The following is a 23,535-nucleotide window of genomic DNA, read 5'->3' on the forward strand; positions in this document are numbered from 1 at the left end:
CCGTGCCGACCGGCGGCCGCGTTCTGCCCCGAAATCACGGTCCCGCCCGGCCTTCCTCGGTACGGTCGAACCCTCAGGCCGAGCGCATCCCGGAGGTCACGTGCAGCCCTTGTCCCTCGCCCAGATCGCCGCCGCCACCGGCGGCCGGGTCACCGACGCCGATCCCGAGACCCAGGTGACCGGGGTCGCCTTCGACTCCCGCGAGGCGATCCCCGGGGACCTGTTCGTCGCACTGCCCGGACAGGGCCGCGACGGACACGACTTCGCCCCGTCCGCCGTCGAGGACGGGGCGGTCGCGGTGCTCGCCGCCCGCCCGCTCGGCCTGCCTGCCGTGGTGGTCGAGGACCCCCTCGCCGCGCTGGGCGCCTGGGCCCGCGCCCACGTCGAGGCGCTGGCGGAACTGGACGTGATCGCGGTGACCGGCTCCTCCGGCAAGACCTCCACCAAGGACCTCATCGCCCAGGTCCTCGACCGCGCCGGAGCCACCGTCTTCACGCAGGGGTCGTTCAACAACGAGATCGGCCTCCCGCTCACCGCCCTGGAGGCCACCGCCGACACCCGCCACCTGGTGGTGGAGATGGGCGCTCGCGGCCAGGGGCACATCGCCTACCTCACCGGCATCACCCCGCCCCGGATCGGGGCCGTGCTCAACGTCGGCACCGCGCACGCCGGGGAGTTCGGCGGCCCGGACATGACCGCGAGGGCCAAGGGCGAACTGGTCGAGGCGCTGCCCTCCGCGGCCGAGGGCGGCGTGGCCGTGCTCAACGCCGACGATGCGCGGGTGGCCGCGATGTCCGCGCGCACCAAGGCCGAGGTGGTCACCTTCGGGGTGGAGCGCGTCGCCGACGTGTACGCCACCGACGTCGCCCTCGACGGGCAGGGCAGGGCCTCGTTCACCCTGCACACCCCGGCCGGGCAGGCCCCGGCCCGCCTTCAGGTGGTGGGGGAGCACCAGGTGCCCAACGCGCTCGCCGCCGCCGCGGTGGCCGGGGCGGCGGGGATGGACGTCGACCAGATCGGCAGGGCGCTCACCGCGGCGGTGCCGGTGTCGGAGGGGCGGATGCGCGTCACCGAACGCTCCGACGGGGTGACGGTGGTCAACGACGCCTACAACGCCAACACCGACTCCACGAGCGCGGCGCTGCGCGCGCTGGCGCACCTGGGCCGGGGGAGCGGCGGACGCACGATCGCCCTGCTCGGGGAGATGCGCGAACTCGGTGACAGTTCGGAGCGGGAGCACCGCAGGGTGGGCGCGCTCGCCGCGTCGCTGGGCATCGACGTGCTGGTCGCGGTGGGCCGGGCGGAGGCGCACGCACTCGCGGGCGAGTACGGGCCCGGCGGTCAGGTGGTCGCGGACAGGGCCGAGGCCGGGGAGTGGCTGGAGCGGTACGACCTCCGGGCGGGGGACGTGGTGCTCGTCAAGGGCGCCAACTCCCTGAAGCTGGGGGAGCTCGCGGACGCGCTCGCGGACCGGTAGCCGACCGGGGCCGGGCGGGGCCGCCGCGGGCGCCCCGCCCGGCGGGGCACCCGCGGCCGCCGTCGCCGACCCGTCGGCGGATGCGCCACAATCACCCGATGACCGACGACCGCTTCATGCTGATCCACGACCCGGAACTCCAGGCCAGGGGTGAACGCGTCCTGGGCGCGGAGTTCCGGGCGATGAGCGAGAGGGTGCTGCGGGCCACGGAGCTGACCTCCCGCCTCAACGTCCTGCCGTTCGACGACGAGGAGGGGAGGGCGGCGCTGTTCGAACAGATCCTGGGCCGCCCCCTCCCGGCGCGGGTGACGATCTATCCACCTTTTTACACCGACCACGGCCTGCGCCTGGAGTTGGCCGAGCGCGTCTTCGTCAACCAGGGCTGCACGTTCCTCGACTACGCGGGCATCCGCCTGGGCGAGGGCGTGATGGTCGGCCCGAAGGCCACGTTCATCACGGTGGGCCACCCGGTGGACCCCGGCGAGCGGCGCCGGTTCCTCAGCGGCGCGCCCATCGACGTGGCGGAGAACGTGTGGATCGGCGCCGGTGCGACGGTCCTGCCCGGCGTCAGCATCGGCCGCGACGCCGTGGTCGCGGCCGGGACGGTCGTGGCCGACGACGTTCCGGCCGCGAGCCTGGTGGCCGGGCCCAAGGGCACGGTGCGCCGACGCTGGTAGCGCCGGACCCCTCAGCCCGGACGCACGTTGCCCAGGAACCGCTCGACGGCGATCTCGATGACCACCCGGCCCGGGTTCTCCCGCGGCGTCTTGTAGCGCTCGCCGTAGCGGCGCACCGCCTCCGCCACCCGCTCGGGGTCGTCGGAGACCGTCGCGGAGCCCTCCACCGTGCACCACGCGCGCCCCTCCACCTGCGACACCGACACCCCGGCGCCGGGGTGGGCCGCGAGGTTGCGCGCCTTGTAACTGCTGCCCGAGGAGATCACCCGCACCAGGCGCGCCTCGGCGTCGTAGGTCGCCCCCACCGGGACCTGGTGGATGGACCCGTCCGGGCGCGGCGACGCCAGCATGCACAGCCGCCGCTGCGCCCAGAACCGCGTGAACTCGTCCCCGTCCATCCTGTCCCCCCTGGTCCGACCGCCCCCAGCATCCCACCGCCCCGCCCGGGCCCTCCACCGGGGCCGGACCACCGGTGGGACCCGCGGCGCCGGAGCCGGTTCCCGCCGGCCCGAACCCGAAGGGAGGGACACCGCGGCCGCCCCCGCCGGACATCCGGGCCGCCGTCCGCGTCCCCCGCGGCGGTGGTCGACGAGCCCACACGCCATGACCCGGGCGCCACCTGGGCGGGGACCGGCAAGCCTGGCGGCGCGGGCGTTTCCACGCCACAATCGGCGCCATGACACGTACGCGGTGGGTCCGGGCGGGTGCCGCGGCGACCCTGCTCCTGTGCGCGGCGGCCGCCCTCCTGTGGCTCGCCGGCGGCCCCGACCCGCTCCGGGCACGGGTCGCCGCCGGTGTCGGCGCCGCCGCCGTGCTGGCACTCGCCGCGACCGCGCTCGCCCGGACGGGGCGGTCCGCGCCGCGCCCCACGGCACCGGAGAGCGACGACGGGGCGGCCAACACCCTCACCGGGGGCGTGAGCGGCGGCACCGTGGTCCAGGGGCGCGTCCTCACCGTGCACCAGCCGAGGCACCACACGGTCATCGACACGCAGATCGTGCACGCGCCGACCGCCGGGCCCGACTGGCCGATCGTCGTCGGGGTCCTGCCCAACGAGGCCGACCACTTCCAGGAACGGGACCTGACCGGTCGGATGGACCACGCGGCCCGGGGCCGCCCCGGGGCCGTGCCGGGCCTGGTCCTGACGGGGATGGGCGGGGCGGGCAAGACCCAGCTCGCCGCCCGCCACGCCCGCGCCCTCCTGGCGAAGGAGCTGATCGACCTGGTGGTGTGGGCCCCCGCGGCCGAGCGGTCCGCCATCACGCAGACCTACGCCGACGCCGCCCGCCGGGTCGCCTCCGGCCACGTGGACGAGGACCCCGAACGGGCGGCCCAGCAGTTCCTCGCCTGGCTCCAGACCACCGACCGGCGCTGGCTGGTCGTGCTGGACAACCTCGACGTCCCCCGGCACGCGAGCGGTCTGTGGCCGCCCAGCACCACCCCCGCCGCCGACGCCCCGGGACCCCAGGGCCGCCTCGTGGTCACCACCCGCCGCACCGACACCGCGCTGGCCGGTCGGGGCCGCACCTTCGTCGGCGTCGGCACCTACGCGCCGCCGGAGTCCCTCGCCTACCTGGCCACCGCGCTCCACGACCTGCCCCGGACCCCCGGCGAAGCGGAGCTGAGGGCCCTGGCCGACGAACTGGGCCATTTGCCGCTCGCCCTGTCCCACGCCGCCGCCTACGTCCGCGACCGCAGGGACGGCATGACCTGCGACTCCTACCGCGCCCTGCTCCGGGACCGGCGCCGCAGCCTGGCCGGGGTGTTCCCGGAGAGGGAGAGCCTGCCCGACGACGGGGCCCGGACGGTGGCCACCACCTGGGCGGTCTCCGTCGAGCACGCCGACACCCTGGCCCCCGAAGGGCTGGCGCGGCCGATGATGCGGCTGGTCAGCGTGCTGGACCCCACCGGCGTCCCCGCCGCGGTCCTGACCTCGGAACCCGTTCTGGACCACCTCCACCGCGCGCGCCCCGACGGCCCGCGGCCCACCGCCCAGGACGCCGACGACGCCCTGTCCGCGCTGGCCAGACTGCACCTGGTCACCCGCACGGGGTTCGGAAACGACGCCGTGGTGGGCGCGCACCGCCTCGTACAGCGCGCCACCCGGGACCACCCCGCGACCGCCGCCGACCGCGACACCGTGCACACGGCCGCCGAGGCGCTCCTGTCGGTCTGGCCCGTGCACGTGCACGCCAGCCCCCTGGGACAGCGGCTGCGCGCCAACGCCGCCGCGCTGGACGAACACGGCGGCGAGTGGCTGTGGGACGACGGAGCGCACCGGGTGCTGTTCGCGCTCGGCAGCAGCTTCGGCCGCTCCGGCGCGCTCTCCCAGGCCACGGCCCGGTCCGAGTCGCTGGTGGATGCCGCCGACCTCCGGCTGGGCCCCCGGCACCCGGACTCGCTGGCGGCCCGCCACGAACTCGTCCTGTGGCGCGGCATGGCGGGCGAGGCCACCGACGCCGCCCGGGGCTTCCGGGACCTGGCCGACGACATGACGCGGGTCCTGGGCGCCGACCACTCCCAGACCCTGGTCACCCGGGTCCAGGCGGCGCGGTGGCGCGGACGGGCGGGCGACCCCCGCGGTGCGTGCGAGGCGCTGGAGGACCTTCTGCCGGGCCTGCTGCGCCGCCTGGGCCCCGACCATCCCGAGGCGCTGGCCGCGCGCGGCCATCTGGCCTCCTCGAAGGGTCGGGCGGGGGACGCCCGGGCCGCCTTCGAGACCTACCGGTCGCTGATCGGGGACCACCGGCGCGTGCTGGGCCCCGACCACCCGAGCACCATGGTCATCCGCAGCCAGACCGCCCGGTGGCGGGCAAGGGCGGGTGACGTCGGCGGCGCCATCGCGGGCTTCGAGGCCCTGCTCCCCGACCAACTGCGCCTCCTGGGGCCCGGCCACCCCGACACCCTCAGCACCCGTGGTCAGATCGCCGCCTGGCGGGGCGTCCGGGGAGACCACGCGGGCGCGCTGGACGGGCTCGGCGCACTCCTGACCGACCAGGTCCGGTATCTGGGCGCCGACCACCCCCACGTCCTCACCACCCGCCACAGCCTGGCCCGTTTCCGCGGTGAGGCGGGCGATCCCGTGCGGGCGGCCGAGGCGTTGGAGGCCCTTCTGCCCGACCAACTGCGCGTCCTGGGGCCCGACCACCCCAGGACCCGGGAGATCGGGGCCGACCTGGAGCTGTGGCGGCGGAGGGCGCGGGTCGGCGGGGCAGGGTGACGCGGTGGCCCCGGCCGCGGGGCCACCTCGCTCCCGGGCGCCGCGCTCAGTCGGCGAGGTTGTCGATCAGCGCCGAGGTGACGTCCTTGGTGGAGGCGCTGCCGCCCACGTCCGCGGTCAGCACGCCCTGGGCGCACGTCGCCCGGACGGCCCGCTGCACCCGCGCGGCCTCCTCGTCCAGGCCGAAGTGCTCCAGCATGAGGGCGGCGCTGCCGATGGCGCCGATCGGGTTGCACACGCCCCTTCCGGCGATGTCGGGGGCCGACCCGTGCACCGGTTCGAACATGCTGGGGTAGCGGCGCTCGGGGTTGAGGTTGGCGCTGGCGGCCAGGCCCAGGCTCCCGGCCAGGGCGCTGCCGAGGTCGGAGAGGATGTCGGCGTTGAGGTTGGAGGCCACCACCACCGACAGCTCCTCCGGGCGCAGGACGAACTTGGCGGACATGGCGTCCACCAGCACGCTCTCGGTCTCCACGTCGGGGTAGTCGGCGGCCACGCGCGAGAACACCTCGTCCCACAGCACCATGCCGTACTGCTGGGCGTTGCTCTTGGTCACCGACGACACCTTGCGCCTGCTGCGGGTGCGGGCCAGGTCGAAGGCGAAGCGGATGATGCGCTCGCAGCCGGTCTCGGTGAAGACCGCCGACTGCACGGCCACCTCGCCGCCCCGGCCGCGCGCGGAGAAGTTGCGGCCGCCGAACCCGCCGTACTCGCCCTCGGAGTTCTCGCGGACCACGACCCAGTCCAGTTCGGTGGTGTCGGCCTTGCGCAGGGGGCTGGTGACGCCGGGCAGGAAGTGGACGGGCCGGACGTTGGCCCACTGGTCGAAGCCCTGGCACAGGCGTAGCCGCAGGCCCCACAGGCTGACGTGGTCGGGGACGGTGGGCCAGCCCACGGCGCCGAAGTAGAGCGCGTCGAACTCCCTGAGCCGCTCGGGGCCGTCGTCGTCGATCATCTTGCCGGTGCGGGCGTAGAAGTCCGAGCCCCACGGGAACTCCTGCCAGGTGAAGCCGAGGGTGCCGTGCGAGGCCGAGGCCAGGGCGTCGAGCACCTGGCGGCCCGCGTCGACCACCTCGCTCCCGACGCCGTCACCGGGGATGGCGGCGATGCGGAAGTGGCGGGTCTGGGTCATGTCTCCTCCGTCGGTCGGGTTCCCCGGAAGTCAAGCGCGCCGCACCCGGCCGCGTCCAAGACGCATCGGCGATGTGACCCATAGGCGGCGCCTATGCCTGCGCGGAACCCTCCGGGCCCGCTTCCGGGCGGGACCCGGCGTAGTGCTCGGCGACGCCGAGGAAGGCCTGCGCGGCGGGCGTCATCCGTGAGGCGCGGCTGACGATGACGACGCGCAGGTGGGAGACCGGTTCGATGAGGCGGACCCGGGCGCCCATGCGCGTGGCGATGGGCTTCCAGGAGGAGGGCATGACGGCGTGGCCGAGCCCGGACAGCACCAGGGGCAGGATCGAGGTGCGGTGGTCGACCTCGGCGGCCAGGTGCGCGTCGGTGCCGCCCGCCAGGATGTCGTCCACGATCTGGCGCATGAGGCTGCCGCGCTGGGAGGCGATCAGCCGCAGACCGTCCAGGTCCGCGCGGTCGATCCGGTCCGGGCCAGGCCCGCCGCCATCGGACGCGGTCCCCTTCCGGTCGGCCTGCTCCCGGTCGGACGCGTTCCGGTCGGCGCCGCTCCGCCCTGACCCGGCCCGCTCCGGCGGGGCGCCCTCCTCCTGGGGCGGGGACAGCAGCACCAGGGGCTGCTCCTCCACCGGCAGCACCCGCAGGTCCGCGGTGCGCGGATGGCCCGCCGAGCCCAGCAGCCCGATCTCGGCCGCCCCCGAGCGCACGTGCTGGACCACCTCCTCGGGGGTGAAGGCCCCCGCCACGTTGACCGTCATCAGCGGGTACTCCCGCGCGAAGGAGGCCATCAGCGTCGTGAGCGGCTCGATCCCCGGCGAGGGCGTCGAGACCAGGTCCACCCGCCCCCGCCGCAGCCCGCGGGCCGAGCGCGCGGTGTCGCGCACCGCCTCCAGGTCCCGGACCACCTGGCGAGCCGGTTCGATCAGGCGGGTGCCGGTGTCGGTCAGCACCACGCCCCGGCCCACCCGGTGGAACAGGTCCACGCCCAGCTCCCGCTCCAGACCCGCGATGGCCTGGGACAACGAGGGCTGGGCGATGTGCAGGTGCTCGGCGGCCCTGCCGAATCCGCCGTGGTCGACGATGGCCAGGAAGTAGGACAGCTGTCGCGCGTCCATGTCAGCTCACCCACCGATTCATAGGCGCAGTCTATGGGTCCGAGAGAAACTACGTCTTGGACGTGATGGCGGTCACACGTTGAGAGTGGTCTGCGCACCGACCGAAGGAGAGCGCATGTCATCGGAGACCACACCCGCACCACCCCCCGCCTCCCCGCCGCCCGGCCCGGCCGGGCGCACCGACGTGGAGGCCGCCCTCCTGGGCGGACGGTCCCAGGAGGACCTGGCACGGCAGAGGCTCTCGCCCGCCGAGGAGCGGTTCGAACGGGGCCGGGCCACGCTGGGATGGGTCCTGGCACCCGCGCTCGCGATCGTCTTCGCCCTGCTCCCGCTGGGGATGGACCGGCAGCAGCAACTGCTCGCCGCGGTCCTGCTCGGGGTGATCGCCCTGTGGATCTGCGAGAGCGTGCCCATCCCCATCGGCGGCCTGATCGGGGTCGCCGCGATCGTCCTGCTGGGCGTGGCGCCCCCCGACGACGTGCTGGCGCCCTTCGGGTCCACGACCGTGTTCACCTTCATCGGCGTGTTCGTCCTCGCGCAGGCCATGCTCAAACACGGGGTGGCGCGGCGCCTGGCCTTCTTCGTGCTCGCCCTGCCCGGCGTGGGCTCCTCGACCACCCGGATCATCCTGGCCTTCGGCGCCATCACCTGCGTGGTCTCCAGCTTCATCTCCAACACCGCCACGGTGGCCATGCTCATGCCCACGGCGCTGGGCATCCTGGCGGTCATCGCCCGCCTGATGCAGGACCGCGGGGTCGTGCGCCCCGGCTTCGACCCCAGACGGCTGCGGGTGGGCGCCGCCCTGATGCTGATGCTCGCCTACGGGGCGAGCGTGGGCGGCCTGCTCACCCCGGTCGGGGCCCCGCCCAACCTCATCGGCCGCGCCCTCATCGAGGAGGCCACCGGCGAGCGCATCCCGTTCACGCAGTGGGTCCTGACGGCCCTGCCCCTGGTCGCGGGCATGTTCGCCGTGCTGGCCGTGGTGCTGCTGCTGATCAACCGCCCCGAGATCCGCCGCATCGAGGGCGTGACCGAGTACATCCGCGAGCAGCGCGCCGCCCAGGGTCCCATGAGCCGGGCCGAGAGGAACACGGTGCTCGCCTTCGGCACCACCGTCGTCCTGTGGCTCACCCCGGCCCTGGTCGGACTGTTCACCGGCACCGACGCCGCCCTGTACGCGCTGGTCGACGACCGCCTCAACGACGGCATCGTCGCGGTCCTGGGCGCCTGCCTGCTCTTCGTGCTGCCCGTCAGCTGGAAGCGGCGCGAGATGACCCTGAGCTGGAGCGACGCCGCGCGGATCGACTGGGGCACCATCCTGCTCTTCGGCACCGGCATCATCTTCGGCGCCCTGCTCTCCTCCACCGGGCTCGCGGCCACGATCGGCCAGGCGGCCTCCTCCGGGCTGGGGATCACCAGCGCCCTGGCCATCACCGCGTTCGGCGTGGTCCTGGCCGTCGTCATCTCCGAGACCACCAGCAACACCTCCTCGGCGGCCGTTGTCGTGCCGATCGTCATCCCCCTGGCGGTGGCGGCGGGGGTCGACCCGTTCGTGCCCGCGCTCGCGGCGACGTTCGCGGCCTCCTTCGGGTTCATGCTGCCCGTCTCCACACCGCAGAACGCCATCGTCTACGGCTCGGGCTGCGTGCCGATCACCCGGATGATCCGCTCCGGGATCTGCTTCGACGTCATCGGCGCCGCCCTGATCATCGCGCTCGTGCCGGTCATGGTCGCGCTCACCGGCATCGGGACCTGACCCGCCCCCGCGCACCGGCGGGCCGCCCGGGCCGGTGGTCCGAGCGGACCGCCGCGCCGCGTGGACGCCGCGCTCGCGGAATCCGCTCCCGCCGGAGCGGGGCCGTGCGGGACGCGGCCGAGTCTCCCGAACGCCTCGCGCGCAAGGCCCGCCGCGCCGCGTCGGCGCGGGCGTCCGCGCGCCTCAGGCCTTGATCTCGCGGAACCCGGGGACGCCGGTGAGGAGCACGACCGCCTCCCACAGGCGCAGCGACTCCTCCCGGCCCGGCGGCTCGGCGACGACGGGGCCGAAGACCGCCCGCGACGCGCCGTCGGCGCCGGTCAGGGCCAGGATCGGCGTTCCGACCTCACCATGCACACGGCGCACGGCGTCGTGGTGGGAGGCGCGCAGGAAGGGGTCGTGCTCCCCGGAGAGGCCGGCCCCGGCCAGGTCCTCGGGCAGCCCCGCCCGGCGCAGGGCGTCGGCGAGGCCGCTGATCCACCCGCCCTCCGCGGCGTCCTCCCCGGTCCACAGCGCCTCGTGGAACCGGCCGAGCGCCTCGTGCCCGTGGCCGCTCTGCACCGCCGCGCACACGCGGGCGGGGATCCACAGGTAGCCCTCCGTGTCGCCCTCGGGGTCCTCGTCCCGGCCCTCGTTGAGCACCGACAGGCTCATCACCCGCCACCGGACCGTGACCGGGCGCTCCCGGGCGACCCCGCGCAGCCAGCGCGCGGTGACCCAGCTCAGCGGGCAGGACGGGTCGAACCAGAAGTCGACCGTCCAGGGCTCAGGGGTCATGGCGGGGCCTCCTCGTAGCGGCGTCACGGCCGCCCGAGCGTACTCTCCCTGGGCACCAGCGCGAACCCCGGGCGCACGCGCCGCGACTCGGCCGGGCCCTGCGCGCCGCCCTCCAGCCGGGCCAGCAGCGCGTCCACCGCGGCCCGCGCGATGGCCTGCTTGTGCGGCGCGATGGTGGTGAGGGTGGCCGTGCAGTAGCGGCCGTCCTCTATGTCGTCGAAGCCCACGACCGCGACGTCCTCGGGCACCCGCAGGCCGCGCTCGGTGAGCGTGCGCATGGCGCCGATCGCGATGAGGTCGTTGTAGCAGAAGACGGCGTCGGGCGCGGTCCCCGAGTCCAGGAGGCGGGCCATCGCCTGGGCGCCGTCCCGGCGGGTGTAGCCGTCGGTGGTGGCCACCAGCGCGTCGTCCGCCGCCGCACCCGCCGCGGTCACGGTCTCGCGCCATCCGCGCAGGCGCAGGTGGGCGGGCTGGCGCGAGCGGCCGTGGCGGGCGCCGATGAAGGCGATGCGGCGGCGGCCCAGGTCGAGCAGGTGCCGGGTCGCGGTGCGGGCGGCGGCCACGTTGTCGATGGCGACGTGGTCGTAGGGAGCTTCGTACTCGCGCTCGCCCAGCAGCACCAGGGGGGCGTCGTGCTCGCGTGCGAGCAGGTCCTCGTTCTCCAGCTCGATCGGGCTCAGGATCAGCCCGTCGATCAGCCGGGCGCGGAAGCCCTGGGCGAACAGCACCTCCTGGTCCCTGCGGCCGTAGGTGTGGTCGAGCAGCACGATGCGGTCGAGCCCGGCGGCGTAGTTGATCACGGCGTCGGCGAGTTCGGCGAAGTAGGGGTTGCCCAGCTCGGGCAGGGCCAGCGCGATGATGCCGGTGCGGCCCTTGCGCAGGTGGCGCGCGGTCAGGTTGGGCCGGTAGCCGAGTTCGTCGATGACCTGCTGCACGCGCTGACGGGTGGCGGGTGTGACGTGGCGGTAGCCGTTGACCACGTTGGACACCGTCTTGACCGAGACGCCCGCGCGCTCCGCGACGTCCTTCAGGCTGATGGCCACAGCGCCTCCTCCGCACATGGTGCACACGTGAACCCGTGCGTTTTCCGGCGATTTTTCTATCGTTATACAGCACGGGACGGCTCCCCGTGCAACGCTCCTGCCCAGGAGATCTCCCGTTCGTGCGCTCCAGAGCCTTTCTGGACAGGGTTTTTCCAGATGGCTTTCCGGGTCTGGACAGGCCGATGTGACTGTGCTCTCATCATGGGGAAACCGGTTTTCTCACGTTGTAAAAGACGCGATAACGCCGCACACGGCCTCTTTCCCCGGGCCGCCACGTCCCGTGGCCGCGTGCGGATCGGATCTCCCCCCTCCGGAGGCCCCCATGAGACGCCGCTCCTCCGAACCCCCCGCCGGACCGACTCCCCCCACCCCCTCCGCCGACCGCCCCGCCGCACACGGCCGCCCCGGTCGCCCCCGCGCCGCCGCGCTCCTCCGGGCGGCCCTGGCCTCGCTCCTGTTCCTGCCCTTCACCGCCGTGGGTCCCGCGGCGGCCGACGACTGGGCGCCCGTCGAGCCGCCGATGACCACTCCCTGGACCGACGAGGTCTCCCCGGACAACGCCCTGCCCGAGTACCCGCGCCCGCAGATGGTGCGCGAGGACTGGCTCAACCTCAACGGACTGTGGGAGTGGGCCCCCGCCCGGGAGGGCGAGGCCCCGCCCTTCGGCCGGACGCTGGACCGCCGGATCCTCGTCCCCTACCCCGTGGAGTCCGCGCTCTCGGGCATCGCCGAGGACCACGACCACATGTGGTACCGCCGCACCTTCACCGTCCCCGACTCCTGGGACGGGCGCCGGGTCGTCCTCAACTTCGACGCCGTCGACTGGCGGGCCCGGGTCTGGGTCAACGGCACCGAGGTCGGGGACCACTCCGGCGGCTACGACCGCTTCTCCCTCGACGTCACCGACGCCCTGCGCGAGGGCGGCAACGAGGTCGTCGTGGGCGTGCACGACCCCACCGACGGCGGCGGCCAGCCCGTCGGCAAGCAGCGCGACGAGCCCGGCGGCATCTTCTACACCTCCTACACCGGCATCTGGCAGACCGTCTGGCTGGAACCGGTCGCGCCCGCGCACACCACCCGGGTCGACCTCACCCCGGACCTGCCCGGCGAGACGCTCGACGCCGTCGTGCACGCCGAACGCGCCCGGGGGGCCACCGCCAGGGTCACCGTCCTGGACGGCGACACCGTGGTCGGCACCGCCACCGGCGCGCCCGGGACCGGGATCGCCGTCCCCGTCCCCGACCCCCGGCCGTGGTCACCCGACGACCCCTTCCTCTACGACGTGGAGGTCACCCTGGAGCGCGGCGGGCGGGTGCACGACCGCGTGGAGAGCTACACGGGCATGCGCTCCATCGGCACCGAGGAGGTCGACGGGGTGCTGCGCCCCGTGCTCAACGGCGAGTACGTCTTCCAGGTGGGCACCCTCGACCAGGGCTACTGGCCCGACGGCGTCTCCACCGCCCCCACCGACGAGGCGCTGAGGTTCGACATCCAGGCGCACCTGGACCTCGGGTACAACACCATCCGCAAGCACGTCAAGGTCGAACCCGACCGCTGGTACCACTGGGCCGACCGCATGGGCCTGATCGTCTGGCAGGACATGCCCTCCATGGCGCACGCCCCGGACCAGGCCGCGCAGGAGCAGTTCGAGACCGAACTGCGCGAGATGGTCGACCAGCACCGCAGCTTCCCCTCCATCACCCAGTGGATCCCCTTCAACGAGGGCTGGGGCCAGTACGACGGGGCCCGCATCGCCGACGAGGTCGCCGCCATAGACCCCTCGCGGCTGGTCACCGGCGCATCGGGCTGGTACGACACCGGCAACGGCGACGTCATCGACTCCCACATCTACGTGGGGCCCGGCGATCCGACCCCGGCCACCGACGAGCGGATCTCGGTGCTCGGCGAGTTCGGCGGTCTGGGCCTGCGGGTCCAGGGCCACGAGTGGAGCCCCGGCGACGGCTTCGGCTACGCGATGGTCTCCGACAGGGAGGCACTGACCCACCGCTACGTCGGCCTGATGGCGGGCGTGCAGCGGTTGGAGCGCACCAACGGGCTCTCGGCCTCCATCTACACCGAGATCACCGACGTCGAGAACGAGCTGAACGGCCTGTGGACCTACGACCGCCAGGAGCTGAAGGTCGACGCGGACCAGGTCAGGGCCGCGCACGAGGACCTGATCGCGGGCCGCCCGATCGGCGGCACGGCCGACCTGCCCGAGGACGAGTACCGGTCGCTGCGGGTCACCACCCCCGGCCACACCGACCGCTACGTCCGCCACCGGGACGCGCTGGGCTTCACCGAGCCCGTCGACGGAGACAGCTCCGACCTGCTCAAACAGGACGCCACCTGGCGGATCGTCGCGGGTCTGGCCGACGACGCCTGCTACTCGCTGGAGTCGCGCAACCATCCCGGCGAGTACCTGCGCCACCGCGAGTCCCGCGTGTACCGCGAGGCCCCCGACGGCTCGGAGCTGTTCCGTCGGGACGCCACCTGGTGCGCCGTTCCCGGGCTGTCCGGCACCGGGGTGTCGCTGCGCTCCTACAACTTCCCCGACCAGTACCTGCGCCACCACGACTCCGAGCTGTGGCTGGCCGGAATGGGCGGACCCGAGCCCTACGAGACCTCCCACCTGTTCTTCGAGGACGCCAGCTGGGCGGTGGAGGACCCCTGGGCGGCGCCGTGAGCGCGCCCCCGCCGCTGACCGGCGGCTGACAGAGCGCCCACACGGCGCCCCGCGGCACGCACACCCGGCTCGCACAGCGCTCACACCGGGCGCGCACAGCGCTTGCCGACCACTGACGGACCACCGACCACGACCGGGAGCCGGTGTCGGCGCCGCCCCGCGCACCGCCGACACCGGGCCACCCGGCGGGGCCGCGCTCCCACGGCCCCGTCGCCCCCCTCCGTGCGCGACCCCGCGTGACCACACGACCGACACCGCTCGACGGCGACCCGCGCGAGCGCTCCTTCCCAGGTGGAGACTGCACATGACGGCACAACCCTTCGACCGGGCCGCGAACCCCCCGCGCCGACCGGTACTGGTCCTCAGCGCGCTCACCTGCGCCGCGCTGACCCTGGCGGCCACCTCCTGCGCGCGCGGCGAGGACGAGGCGGCCGGGTCCGCGCAGTCCTCCGGCGACCCCTCCGCCCAGGCACAGGTGCTCGACGACGCGGCCGGGAGCGAGGAGACCTGCACCGTCGGCCAGTACGGCGGCGAGGAGTTCGACCTCGCCGACACGACGGTGGGCTTCTCCCAGTCCGAGGCCGAGTCCAACCCGTTCCGCATCACCGAGACGGCCTCCATCGAGGCCGAGGCCGAGGAACGCGGCGTCGAACTGCTCACCGCCAACGCCCAGTCCGACTTCGCCCAGCAGATCAGCGACGTGCAGGGCCTGATCTCCCAGGGCGCGGAGCTGCTCGTCATCGCCCCGCTCAACTCCGACGGGTGGGAGCCGGTGCTCGCCGAGGCCCAGCGCGAACAGATCCCCATCATCACCATCGACCGCCAGATCAACGGCGATCCCTGCCGGGACTACGTCACCTTCATCGGCTCGGACTTCGTCGAGCAGGGCCGCCGCGCCGCCGACCAGATGATCGAGGCCCTGGGCGGCGAGGGCAAGGTCGCCATCCTGCTCGGCACCGCCGGGAACAACGTCACGACCGAGCGGACCCAGGGCTTCACCGAGCGCATCGCAGCGGAGGCGCCCGGCATCGAGATCGTCTTCGAGCAGACCGGCGAGTTCACCCGCGAGGGCGGCCAGTCGGTCACCGAGCAGCTCATCCAGTCCGAGCCCGACATCGACGGGATCTACGCCGAGAACGACGAGATGGGCATCGGAGCCGTCACCGCGCTGCGCGGCGCGGGCCGCGAGCCCGGCGAGGTCGCGATCGTGACGGTCGACGGCACCCGGGAGGCGGTGCAGAACATCGTCGACGGCTGGATCCACGCCGTGATCGAGTCCAACCCTCGCTTCGGACCGCTGGCCTTCGACGCCGCCCAGGCCTTCGGCTCGGGCCAGGAGGTCGCGGTCGAGCTGGTCATCGCCGACCGGGAGTACGACGAGTCCAACGCCGAGTCGGAGCTGTCCAATGCCTACTAGCGCCCCGGACGCGGGCGGGGGCGGCGCGGCGCGCGGCCCCTCCGCCCCGGAGGGGCAGCCGGTCCTGCGCACGCGCGGGCTGACCAAGCGCTTCCCCGGAGTCCTGGCCCTGGACGGGGTCGACTTCGACCTGTGGCCCGGCGAGGTGCACGCCCTGGTCGGGGAGAACGGCGCGGGCAAGTCCACGCTGATCAAGGTGCTCACCGGCGTGCACGCCCCCGACGGAGGGGAGGTGCGCCACCGGGGCCGCCCGGTGCGCTTCGAGACCCCGCTGCGCGCGCAGCGGGCCGGGATCTCGACCATTTACCAGGAGGTCAACCTCATCCCGCTGCTGAGCGTGGCGCGCAACCTGTTCCTGGGCCGCGAACCGCGCCGCCTCGGGCTGATCGACTTCACCCGCATGCACGGCGAGGCGGAACGGATCCTGCGCGGCTACGGGGTGGAGGTCGACGTCGGACGCCCTCTGCGGGAGCTGTCCATGGGCGCCCGCCAGATGGTGGCGCTGGCGCGCGCCGTCGTGGCCGACGCGCGGGTGGTGATCATGGACGAGCCCACGTCCTCGCTGGAGCCACGCGAGGTCGAGACGCTGTTCTCGGTCATCGACCGCCTGCGCGAACGCGGCATCACCCTCGTCTACGTCAGCCACCGGCTCGACGAGCTGTACCGCGTCTGCGACCGGGTGACCGTGCTGCGCGACGGCCGCGTGGTGCACACCGGCCCCATGGCCGGTCTGGAACGGCTGCGGCTGGTCTCGTTGATGCTGGGTCGCGAGATGGAGCAGGGCCAGCGCAGGCAGGGCGCCACCACATCCGCGGGCGGGCGCGGGGAACGGGCCCGGGAACCGGTGCTGGTCGCCGAGGGCCTCGGCGACCGGAGGCACCTGCACGACGTGTCGCTCAGCATCCACCCCGGCGAGGTGCTGGGGCTGGGCGGGCTGCTCGGCTCGGGTCGCACCGAGACCGCGCGCGCCATCGCCGGGACGCTGCCGCTGCACACCGGGCGCGTCACCGTGGCCGGGGTGCCGCTGCGACGGCGCTCGGCGGCCGCGGCGGTCCGGGCCGGTGTCAGCATGCTGCCCGAGGACCGCAAGGGCGAGGGCATCATTCCCGAACTGTCGGTGCGCGAGAACATCGCGTTGGCCGTGATGCCGCGCCTGACCCGGTTCGGTCTGGTGTCGGAGCGGCGCGTCGACCGCGTCGTGGACGTCTTCGTCGAGCGGCTGCGCATCAGGTCGGCCGGAACCCGGCAGAAGGTGGCCGAGCTCTCGGGCGGCAACCAGCAGAAGGTGCTGCTGGCGCGCTGGCTCGCGCTCAACCCCAGGGTGCTGCTGCTGGACGAGCCCACGCGCGGCATCGACGTCGGCGCCAAGGCCGAGGTGCAGCGGCTCGTGGACGAACTGGCCGCCGAGGGCCTGGGCGTCATGCTCATCTCCTCGGACCTGGAGGAGCTGATCGAGGGGGCCGACCGCGTGGTGGTGCTCAGGGACGGCGCCGTGGTCGGCGAGCTGACCGGCGACCAGGTCAGCGAGGGCGCCCTCATGGCCGCCATCGCGGAGGCCGGGGAGACGGGAGGGCAACAGGAGGCCCACGGAACCGGACAGCCGGAGCCCGGCGCACGGGACCCGTCGGGTGGGCGGGCCCCGGACCCGGTGGACGGAGGAGCCCCGGGCGCGCCCGGGGACGCCGCCGCGGCGGAACAGGGCGGCCCGGTCGGGAGGGAGGGGCCATGACCACCCTCGACGCGCGTTCCGCGCTCCCCGACCGCACCCGCGTCATCGCGTGGCTCCAGGAGTACGGCGTCTACGCGGGTGTGGCCGCCGTCGTGCTGTTCAACATCGCCTTCACCCCGCACTTCCTGTCGGTGGAGAACTTCCGCACCCAGGCCGTGCAGGTCACGCCGGTGCTGATCATCGCGCTGGGGATGGCGCTGGTCATCGCCACCGGCGGCATCGACCTGTCGGTGGGCTCGGTGATGGCCGTAGCGGCGGCGGTGATCTCGTTGTACCTGGGCTACGGCCCGGTGGCGGCCGTCCTCGCGGCACTGGTGGCGGGCGCGGCCGTCGGCGCGGTCAACGGCGCGCTGGTCGCCTTGGCCGGGGTGCAGGCCATCGTCGCGACACTGGCGCTGATGATCGGCGCTCGGGGGTTGTCGCTGGTGCTGCTGCCGCAGCTGGAAGGTATCCGCAACCCCGGCATCCGCGCGCTGGGCTCCGGCGACCTCCTGGGCGTGCCCTACCTGGTGTGGGTCGCGGCCGTGCTGGTGGCGGCGGTCGCCTTCACGGTGCGGCGCACCGCGTTCGGCCGCCGCATCGTGGCCGTCGGCGGCAACCGGCGGGCGAGCGAGCTGTCGGGTCTGCCGGTGCGCGGCACGCTGCTGGCGGTCTACGTGCTGTGCGGCCTGTTCGCGGCCGTGGCCGGGGTGCTGGCCACGGCGCGGTTGCAGGCGAGCGACCCCAACTCCATCGGCCAGCTCATCGAGCTGTCCGCCATCACGGCGGTGGTCGTGGGCGGCACGCCGCTGTCGGGCGGCCGGGTGCGCGTGGCCGGGACCGTCGCGGGCGCGGTGCTGATGCAGTTGCTCGTCTCGACGCTGATCAAGCACGACCTGCCGCCCTCGTGGACGCAGATCGCGCAGACGGCGGTGATCATCGCGGCCGTGTACGTGGCCCGGGAGAGGGGGAGGAAGTGACGACCGCGAACGGCACGGGTGTGCACGGCACCGACGCGGACCCGAGGTCCGCGGGCGACGGCACGGGTGCGGGCCTGGGCGGGGGAGCGGTGCGCCCGGCCGCGCGGCGTACGCGGCGCCCCGGGCCCACGGGCGGTCGGACCGGGGCCGGTGGCCGGGGCGGTGCCGTCGGTCGGGGCGGGGGAGCGGCGGCGGAGTTCGCCCAGCGCCACGGCGCGCTCGTGGTGCTGCTGGTGGTGCTCGCGGGAGCCGCCCTGGCCCTGGACGGCTTCCTGGCCGTGGGCAACCTCAACCACATCGCGGTCGGCGCGGCCTTCCCGGCGATCATCGCCCTGGGCATGACCTTCGTGATCATCACCGGCGGCATCGACCTGTCGGTGGGCACCGTGTTCGCGCTGGCCGGTGTGCTGGCGGCCTGGGCCGCGCAGTTCGGCACCCCGGCGGCCCTGGCCCTGCCCCTGGCGGTGTGCGGGCTGATCGGCCTGCTCAACGGGGTGCTGGTCGCGCGGGCGCGGCTGGCGCCGTTCATCGTCACACTGGCGACGATGCTGGGAGCGTGGGGGCTGATGCTCGCGGTCTCGGCCGAGGGCACGCGGACCTACCTGGTGCCCGACGGGCTGGTGCTGACCCCGCTCGTGCAGGGGCGGATCGCCGGGATCGGCTACCCGGTGCTGCTGGTGGCCGTGCTGTTCGCGGTCGGCGGACTGGTGCTGCGCCGGACCCGTGCGGGCCAGAACGTCTACGCCGTGGGCGGCAACGAGGACGCGGCCGCGCTGATGGGCGTGCCGGTGGCGCGCACCAAGACCGCGGTGTACACGCTGTCGGGCCTGACCGCCGGGCTCGCGGGCACGCTCAACGCGTTCTGGCTGGGGTCGGGCGTGACCATCTTCGGCATCGGGATCGAACTGGATGCCATCTCCGCCGTGGTCATCGGCGGAACCCTGCTCGCCGGGGGCTACGGGTTCGTCTCCGGCTCGCTCGCGGGCGTGCTGCTGCTCGCCGTCATCCAGAACATCATCAACGCCGTCAGCGGCCTGACCTCCGCCTACCAGCAGGTGGTCAGCGGGGCGTTCCTGGTCGTGGTGGTGCTGGCGCAGAACCACCTCAGCGGGAGGCACCAGCGGGAGTGACCCCGGTCGCGCCCGCGGTCCAGTACCGCGTCCGAGGCCGTCCAGCGCGCCGTCCAGCGGTGTGTCGAGTCCGCCCTCCCATCCTCACGGTGACGGCCGCACCCGTGCGGAACCAGCTGGGAGGGAGCTTCGATGGGGAACTCGGAATGGGCCCGCGCGCCGATCGGGATGGACGCGGGGCGGTGGACCACCTGGGGCGGGTGCCGCCGCGTTCTGGCCGTGGCGTGCACGGTCGCCGACGCGCAGCGGCTGATGGACCCGGTGGCGACCGTGGCCTCCGACCCGCGCGTGCAGGTGGTCTTCACGGCCGCGCCCGACCAGGTGTTCGGGGCCGGGCTCCCCGCCTGGCTGGCGCGGGCCGGGGTCGTGGCGGTGCCCTGGCAGCAGGCGGTCAACACCCGCTTCGACCTGGCCCTGGCGGCCAGCGCCAGCCGCGTCCTGGACCGGGTCCACGCGCCCGTGGTGCTGTTCGCGCACGGCGTCGGCTTCAACAAGCTCACCCCCGCCCATACGGGCGGACAGGGCGCGCTCGCCCGCGCCACCTACGGCCTGGGACGCGAAGCCCTGGTCCGGGACGGCCGCCTGATCGCGGAGCGGATCGCGCTCGCCCACGACGACGAGGCCCTGCGCCTGGCCTCCGCGTGCCCCGAGGCGGTCGGCGGCGCCCGTGTCGTGGGGGACGCCGCCGCGGACCGGATCCTGGCCTCCCTGGAGCGGCGCCCGTGGTGCCGGTCCCAGCTCGGCCTGGGCCCCGACGACGCGTGGGTGGTGGCCGCCTCCACCTGGGGGCGCTCGTCGCTGCTGGGGTCGCGGCGGCCCCTCCTCGAACGCCTGGTCGTGGAGGCGGTCTCCGCGTCCTGCCGGGTCGGTCTGCTCGTGCACCCGAACGTGTGGGCCGCCCACGGCGACTGGCAGGTGCACCAGTGGCTGGGCCCGCTCATCGCCCAGGGGCTGGAGGTGGTGCCGGTCGACGCCGAATGGGCCAGCGCCCTGGCCGCCGCCGACGCGGTGGTGGGGGACCACGGCTCCACCACCGTCTACGCCACCCTGACCGGACGGCCGGTGCTGGTGGCCGACGACGGGCGGGCGGACGTGGACACGGCCTCGCCCATGGGGCAGGTCCTGCGCACCCTTCCGGCCGTGCGCGGTGAGGCACCGCTCGTGGGCCGCGCCCTGAGCTCCGTGGGGGCGGCCGAGCGGGAGGCGCTGCGCGCCGTGGCCGCGCGGATCACCTCCCACCCCGGCCGCTTCGCCCAGCGCACGCGCACGGTGCTCTACGAGGTCCTGGGGCTGGACGAACCCGACATCCTGCCCGCCGCGCGCCCGCTGCGTCCGCTGGGCTGGGACATGCGCGGGTGGGCGGCGTGACCCCGGAGGCCTCCCCGGCAGGGGGCGGGCGGAAGGCCGCCGCCGAGCCCGGGGAGCACGCCTTCACCGCAGACCCGTCCCGGGGGCGCCTTCCCCCGGGTATGGCGGCTCCCGCCCCGTTCCCGGAGCGCCTTCCCGAGGAAACGGGGGCTCCCGACCCGTACCCGGAGCGCCTTCCCCCGGGGACGGGAGCTCCCGACCCGTCCCGGGAGCGCGTCCTCGTGGTGCCGGGCGCCCCCGACCCGTCCTGGGAGAACCTCCCCGCCGGACCGGACACACCCCTCGTCGCGGACCCGTGCCGCCCGGCCGACCGGCCGGACATCGCCGACGTCCTCCTGTGCCGCTGCGGGCACGCGGACCCCTCGCCGGAGGAGGCGGGGCGCGCCCTGCTGCGCGCCCACCCGGGCTGCCTTGTGGCCGCCGTGCACGGCCCCGACGGCCGGGGCGTCCTGACCACCCCGTGGGGGCTCGTCCTGGTCACGCCGCTCGCCCGCGCCGGTCGCGCCGAGCACGGCGCGCACCCGTGGGGGACGGCCGCGGCCGCGGTCCTGGTGTACGCGTGGCTGGTCGGCGGTCGCGACCTGACGGCGCTGCCCGACACCGTGCTCAGACCCGCGCGGAACCCGACCGTCCCCCCACGGCCCGGGACCGGCGCGGACGGCGGCCCCGCTCCGGAACGCGCCCCGGTCCCGGGACGGCCGCACGTCCACGAGGTGTACGTGCGCGGTGACGGGGTCATCCCAACGCCTCCAGGCGTCCCTCCACACGCAGTCTGGCCGGGTCCGTGGGCGGCAGCAGCTCCACCGCCCCCTCGTAGGCCTCGCGGGCCCGGCCGGGCTCCCCTCGGCGTTCGGCGAGTTCCCCGATCGCCTCCAGGGCCTTGACCTGGCCGGAGGCCGAACCGCGCTCGCGCATCACCTCCAGCGCCCGCTCCAGTTCCTCCGAGGCGGAGGCGAACTCCCCCATGGCGGCGAGGACGGTGCCCAGGACGATCCGGGTCCGGGCCTGGTTGTAGGCGTCCCCGTCCAGGAGGGGGAGCGCGCGCTCCAGGGCCAGACGGGCCGGGTCGAGCTCCCCGAGGGCGTGGCGGGCCCGGCCGAGCATGAACAGGCTGATGGCCAGGTTGTGGGCGACCCCGGTCCGCTCGTCCGTCGCCACCGCCCGGGCGAGGTGGTCGGCGGCCTGTCCGGGGAGGTTGTTCTGGAAGGCCACGGTGCCCCGGCGCTGCTGGGTCTGGGCCAGGCGTTCCAGATCCCCGTGGCGCCGCCAGACCCGTTCGGCGGCGTCCAGGTCGGCCATCGCCTCCTCGACACGGGAGAGGTGGCTGTGCACGAGCGCGCGGTTGTTCAGCAGCCGCGCGACCGTCGTCTCCTCCAGTCCGGCCGAGGGCTCCCCGAGCACGGGCGCGGCGGCACGCAGCCACAACCGCGCCCGGCCGTGGTGCAGGAACAGCGACCACAGGCCGTCCAGCAGGCGCGACACGTGCTCGTGCGCTCCCAGCTCCGGCGCCAGTTCGGCCAGGGCGGCGAGGTTGTCGCGCTCCCGGTCGAGCCAGGCCGTGGCCTGCGCGGCGTCGGTGAAGGGGGAGCCCGGCACCGCCCGGTTGCCCGCGTAGGGCCGCAGCACGGCGTCGGCCGACACCGCCAGGTCGGCGTACCCGGACACCAGCCGCGTCAGCGACCGGCGGCGGGCGCCGGACTCCTCCTCGGCCTCGGCCTTCTCCGCGGCGTGCAGGCGCAGCAGATCGTGGAAGGCGAAGCGTTCGGAGCTGTGCTCGGTCAGCAGGTGGTGGCGGGTCAGGGCGGCCAGCCCCGCCTCGCACTCGGCCACCGGGCGGCCGGTGAGGCGGGCGGCCAGCTCACCGGTGACGTCGGGGCCCGGGTGCCAGGCCAGACGCCGGTAGAGCAGGGCGGGAAAGTCCGACAGGGAGGCGTAGGACAGATCGAAGGCGTTGCGCACGGACACGTCCATACCCATTTCCCTGCTCGCGGCGTCCAGGTGGTCGAGCCGACGGGGAGCGGAGCGCAGGCGCCGCTCGGTGTCCCGCCAGGTCCGGCTGCGGGTGCCGTGGTCGACGGCGACCGTGCACACGGCCACCGGCAGCGCCGAACACAGGGAGACGACGCCGTGCATGGCCTCCCGGTCGGCCTCTCCGGCGGGGGAGCGGCCGCTGAGCTCGGAGAGCAGGGCCACGCCCTCGGCCCCCGTCATCGGCGGCAGGTCGACGAACTGCCCGCCGTCCAGGCGCAGTCCGGCCAGCCGCAGGCGCGTGGTGACCACGACCGTGCCGCGGTCTCCCCCGGGCAGCAGGGTGCGGACCTGGGCCGCGGACAGGGCGTTGTCCAACAGCAGCGCTACGGGCGCGTGCGCGGTGGCCGACCTCCACCAGGCCGCGCGTGTGGCGAGGTCCGCCGGTGCCGTCCCGATCTGCACGCCCACGGCGCGGAGCAGCACGTCCAGCACGTCGTGGGGGTCGGCGGGCGGCCCGGGGGAGAAGCCGTGCAGGTCCACGAACAGCTGCCCGCCGCCGCCCAGTTCCGGGTGCGCGCGCAGGAACTCCGCCGCCAGGGCGGACTTGCCCACCCCCGCCGACCCCGTGATCACCACCAGCGCGTGGCGGCCCCGGGCGTGGGCGTGCGACACGGCCGCCTCCAGCGCCTGCATCGGGCGGGGCCGGTCCACGAAGACGGCGGGCGCGGCGGGGAGTTGGCGGGGGACGCGGTCGGCCGCGGGCGCCAGGTGCAGGTTCACGTCCCCGTGGAGCGAGCCGACCTGGACGGCGGTTCCGCTGATGTCGCCGCGCACGGTGTTGGTCCGGGTGCTTGGGTCGGCGGGCGGGGAGGTGTGACCGGGGGAGTCCACGTGGTCTCCTAAAACACCTGTGACAAATGGTGTGTAAGGGGCTCCTGGTGAGCCGGGTTTCAGTCCTCTCCAACCAGTGTTGAATTTATTTCTTTGGAGGGCAACTTGTTGATCGTTCTGGGGGGTTCTGGTCGGAGTTTGTGTCTTGCATGTGCACGTGCTAATGCGTGCGCTTATGCAAGAATGCGAGG

The 23,535-nt window shown here is 74.5% G+C and carries 16 protein-coding genes; 10 read left to right on the plus strand and 6 right to left on the minus strand.

Translation table 11 applies throughout. The features are described from left to right. Window positions 1-100 precede the first annotated feature (100 nt). Window positions 101-1,477, plus strand: coding sequence for a UDP-N-acetylmuramoyl-tripeptide--D-alanyl-D-alanine ligase (locus PV789_RS13185; RefSeq protein WP_274977697.1), 1,377 nt, complete (start codon window positions 101-103; stop codon window positions 1,475-1,477). A gap of 98 nt (window positions 1,478-1,575) precedes the next feature. Further along, window positions 1,576-2,154 (plus strand): DapH/DapD/GlmU-related protein, encoded by a 579-nt coding sequence (locus PV789_RS13190; RefSeq protein WP_274977698.1) that lies wholly within the window; start codon window positions 1,576-1,578, stop codon window positions 2,152-2,154. Between the two features lie 11 nt (window positions 2,155-2,165). On the opposite strand, the gene PV789_RS13195 is transcribed toward PV789_RS13190, so the two are convergent. Beyond that, the gene (locus PV789_RS13195; RefSeq protein WP_274977699.1) at window positions 2,166-2,552 is read right to left on the minus strand and encodes a pyridoxamine 5'-phosphate oxidase family protein; all 387 of its coding nucleotides are present in this window, start codon (window positions 2,550-2,552) and stop codon (window positions 2,166-2,168) included. A gap of 278 nt (window positions 2,553-2,830) precedes the next feature. Between PV789_RS13195 and PV789_RS13200 the strand changes: the two genes are divergently transcribed. Continuing rightward, window positions 2,831-5,374, plus strand: a complete 2,544-nt coding sequence (locus tag PV789_RS13200) for a tetratricopeptide repeat protein (protein ID WP_274977700.1) — start codon at window positions 2,831-2,833, stop codon at window positions 5,372-5,374. Between the two features lie 46 nt (window positions 5,375-5,420). On the opposite strand, the gene PV789_RS13205 is transcribed toward PV789_RS13200, so the two are convergent. Continuing rightward, the gene (locus PV789_RS13205; protein ID WP_274977701.1) at window positions 5,421-6,503 is read right to left on the minus strand and encodes a tartrate dehydrogenase; all 1,083 of its coding nucleotides are present in this window, start codon (window positions 6,501-6,503) and stop codon (window positions 5,421-5,423) included. 91 nt (window positions 6,504-6,594) lie between these two features. Next, window positions 6,595-7,617 (minus strand): LysR family transcriptional regulator, encoded by a 1,023-nt coding sequence (locus PV789_RS13210; protein WP_274977702.1) that lies wholly within the window; start codon window positions 7,615-7,617, stop codon window positions 6,595-6,597. 115 nt (window positions 7,618-7,732) lie between these two features. Here PV789_RS13210 and PV789_RS13215 point away from each other — a divergent pair, with 115 nt between their 5' ends. After that, window positions 7,733-9,373: an SLC13 family permease gene (locus tag PV789_RS13215; protein WP_274977703.1), complete on the plus strand. Its 1,641-nt coding sequence runs from the start codon at window positions 7,733-7,735 to the stop codon at window positions 9,371-9,373. Between the two features lie 183 nt (window positions 9,374-9,556). Here the strand turns inward: PV789_RS13215 and PV789_RS13220 are convergent, their stop codons facing one another. Together PV789_RS13220 and PV789_RS13225 are read right to left on the minus strand one after the other, a co-directional pair. Further along, on the minus strand, window positions 9,557-10,150 hold the full coding sequence (locus PV789_RS13220; protein ID WP_274977704.1) for a DsbA family protein: 594 nt from the start codon (window positions 10,148-10,150) through the stop codon (window positions 9,557-9,559). Between the two features lie 23 nt (window positions 10,151-10,173). After that, window positions 10,174-11,193 (minus strand): LacI family DNA-binding transcriptional regulator, encoded by a 1,020-nt coding sequence (locus tag PV789_RS13225; RefSeq protein ID WP_274977705.1) that lies wholly within the window; start codon window positions 11,191-11,193, stop codon window positions 10,174-10,176. A 322-nt stretch (window positions 11,194-11,515) separates the two neighbouring features. Here PV789_RS13225 and PV789_RS13230 point away from each other — a divergent pair, with 322 nt between their 5' ends. The 6 genes from PV789_RS13230 (at window position 11,516) to PV789_RS13255 (ending at window position 20,482) form a co-directional block, all read left to right on the plus strand. Beyond that, window positions 11,516-13,879, plus strand: a complete 2,364-nt coding sequence (locus PV789_RS13230) for an AbfB domain-containing protein (RefSeq protein ID WP_274977706.1) — start codon at window positions 11,516-11,518, stop codon at window positions 13,877-13,879. 304 nt (window positions 13,880-14,183) lie between these two features. Next, window positions 14,184-15,296, plus strand: a complete 1,113-nt coding sequence (locus tag PV789_RS13235) for an ABC transporter substrate-binding protein (RefSeq protein ID WP_274977707.1) — start codon at window positions 14,184-14,186, stop codon at window positions 15,294-15,296. After that, the gene (locus PV789_RS13240) at window positions 15,286-17,025 is read left to right on the plus strand and encodes a sugar ABC transporter ATP-binding protein (RefSeq protein ID WP_274977708.1); all 1,740 of its coding nucleotides are present in this window, start codon (window positions 15,286-15,288) and stop codon (window positions 17,023-17,025) included. Before PV789_RS13235 ends, PV789_RS13240 begins: the two co-directional genes overlap by 11 nt. Next, a complete protein-coding gene (locus PV789_RS13245; RefSeq protein WP_274977709.1) occupies window positions 17,022-17,984 on the plus strand; it encodes an ABC transporter permease in 963 nt (320 codons plus the stop codon). The genes PV789_RS13240 and PV789_RS13245 overlap by 4 nt, the downstream gene beginning before the upstream one ends. Continuing rightward, the gene (locus PV789_RS13250) at window positions 17,981-19,114 is read left to right on the plus strand and encodes an ABC transporter permease (protein ID WP_274977710.1); all 1,134 of its coding nucleotides are present in this window, start codon (window positions 17,981-17,983) and stop codon (window positions 19,112-19,114) included. The genes PV789_RS13245 and PV789_RS13250 overlap by 4 nt, the downstream gene beginning before the upstream one ends. Before the next feature lie 132 nt (window positions 19,115-19,246). Then, the gene (locus PV789_RS13255; RefSeq protein ID WP_274977711.1) at window positions 19,247-20,482 is read left to right on the plus strand and encodes a hypothetical protein; all 1,236 of its coding nucleotides are present in this window, start codon (window positions 19,247-19,249) and stop codon (window positions 20,480-20,482) included. Between the two features lie 735 nt (window positions 20,483-21,217). Here PV789_RS13255 and PV789_RS13260 read toward each other — a convergent pair. Next, entirely contained in the window at window positions 21,218-23,344 is a 2,127-nt protein-coding gene (locus tag PV789_RS13260; protein ID WP_274977712.1) for an AAA family ATPase, read from the minus strand. Window positions 23,345-23,535 lie beyond the last annotated feature (191 nt).

Origin of the sequence: Nocardiopsis camelliae (assembly GCF_028993595.1) — a bacterium.
Taxonomy (GTDB): domain Bacteria; phylum Actinomycetota; class Actinomycetes; order Streptosporangiales; family Streptosporangiaceae; genus Nocardiopsis; species Nocardiopsis dassonvillei.

Coding starts and splice junctions, on each gene's coding strand:
- PV789_RS13255 (WP_274977711.1), top strand. CDS start 19,247: ATGGGGAACTCGGAATGGGCCCGCGCGCCGATCGGGATGGACGCGGGG.
- PV789_RS13190 (WP_274977698.1), top strand. CDS start 1,576: ATGACCGACGACCGCTTCATGCTGATCCACGACCCGGAACTCCAGGCC.
- PV789_RS13230 (WP_274977706.1), top strand. CDS start 11,516: ATGAGACGCCGCTCCTCCGAACCCCCCGCCGGACCGACTCCCCCCACC.
- PV789_RS13200 (WP_274977700.1), top strand. CDS start 2,831: ATGACACGTACGCGGTGGGTCCGGGCGGGTGCCGCGGCGACCCTGCTC.
- PV789_RS13220 (WP_274977704.1), bottom strand. CDS start 10,150: ATGACCCCTGAGCCCTGGACGGTCGACTTCTGGTTCGACCCGTCCTGC.
- PV789_RS13245 (WP_274977709.1), top strand. CDS start 17,022: ATGACCACCCTCGACGCGCGTTCCGCGCTCCCCGACCGCACCCGCGTC.
- PV789_RS13240 (WP_274977708.1), top strand. CDS start 15,286: ATGCCTACTAGCGCCCCGGACGCGGGCGGGGGCGGCGCGGCGCGCGGC.
- PV789_RS13195 (WP_274977699.1), bottom strand. CDS start 2,552: ATGGACGGGGACGAGTTCACGCGGTTCTGGGCGCAGCGGCGGCTGTGC.
- PV789_RS13205 (WP_274977701.1), bottom strand. CDS start 6,503: ATGACCCAGACCCGCCACTTCCGCATCGCCGCCATCCCCGGTGACGGC.
- PV789_RS13210 (WP_274977702.1), bottom strand. CDS start 7,617: ATGGACGCGCGACAGCTGTCCTACTTCCTGGCCATCGTCGACCACGGC.
- PV789_RS13215 (WP_274977703.1), top strand. CDS start 7,733: ATGTCATCGGAGACCACACCCGCACCACCCCCCGCCTCCCCGCCGCCC.
- PV789_RS13235 (WP_274977707.1), top strand. CDS start 14,184: ATGACGGCACAACCCTTCGACCGGGCCGCGAACCCCCCGCGCCGACCG.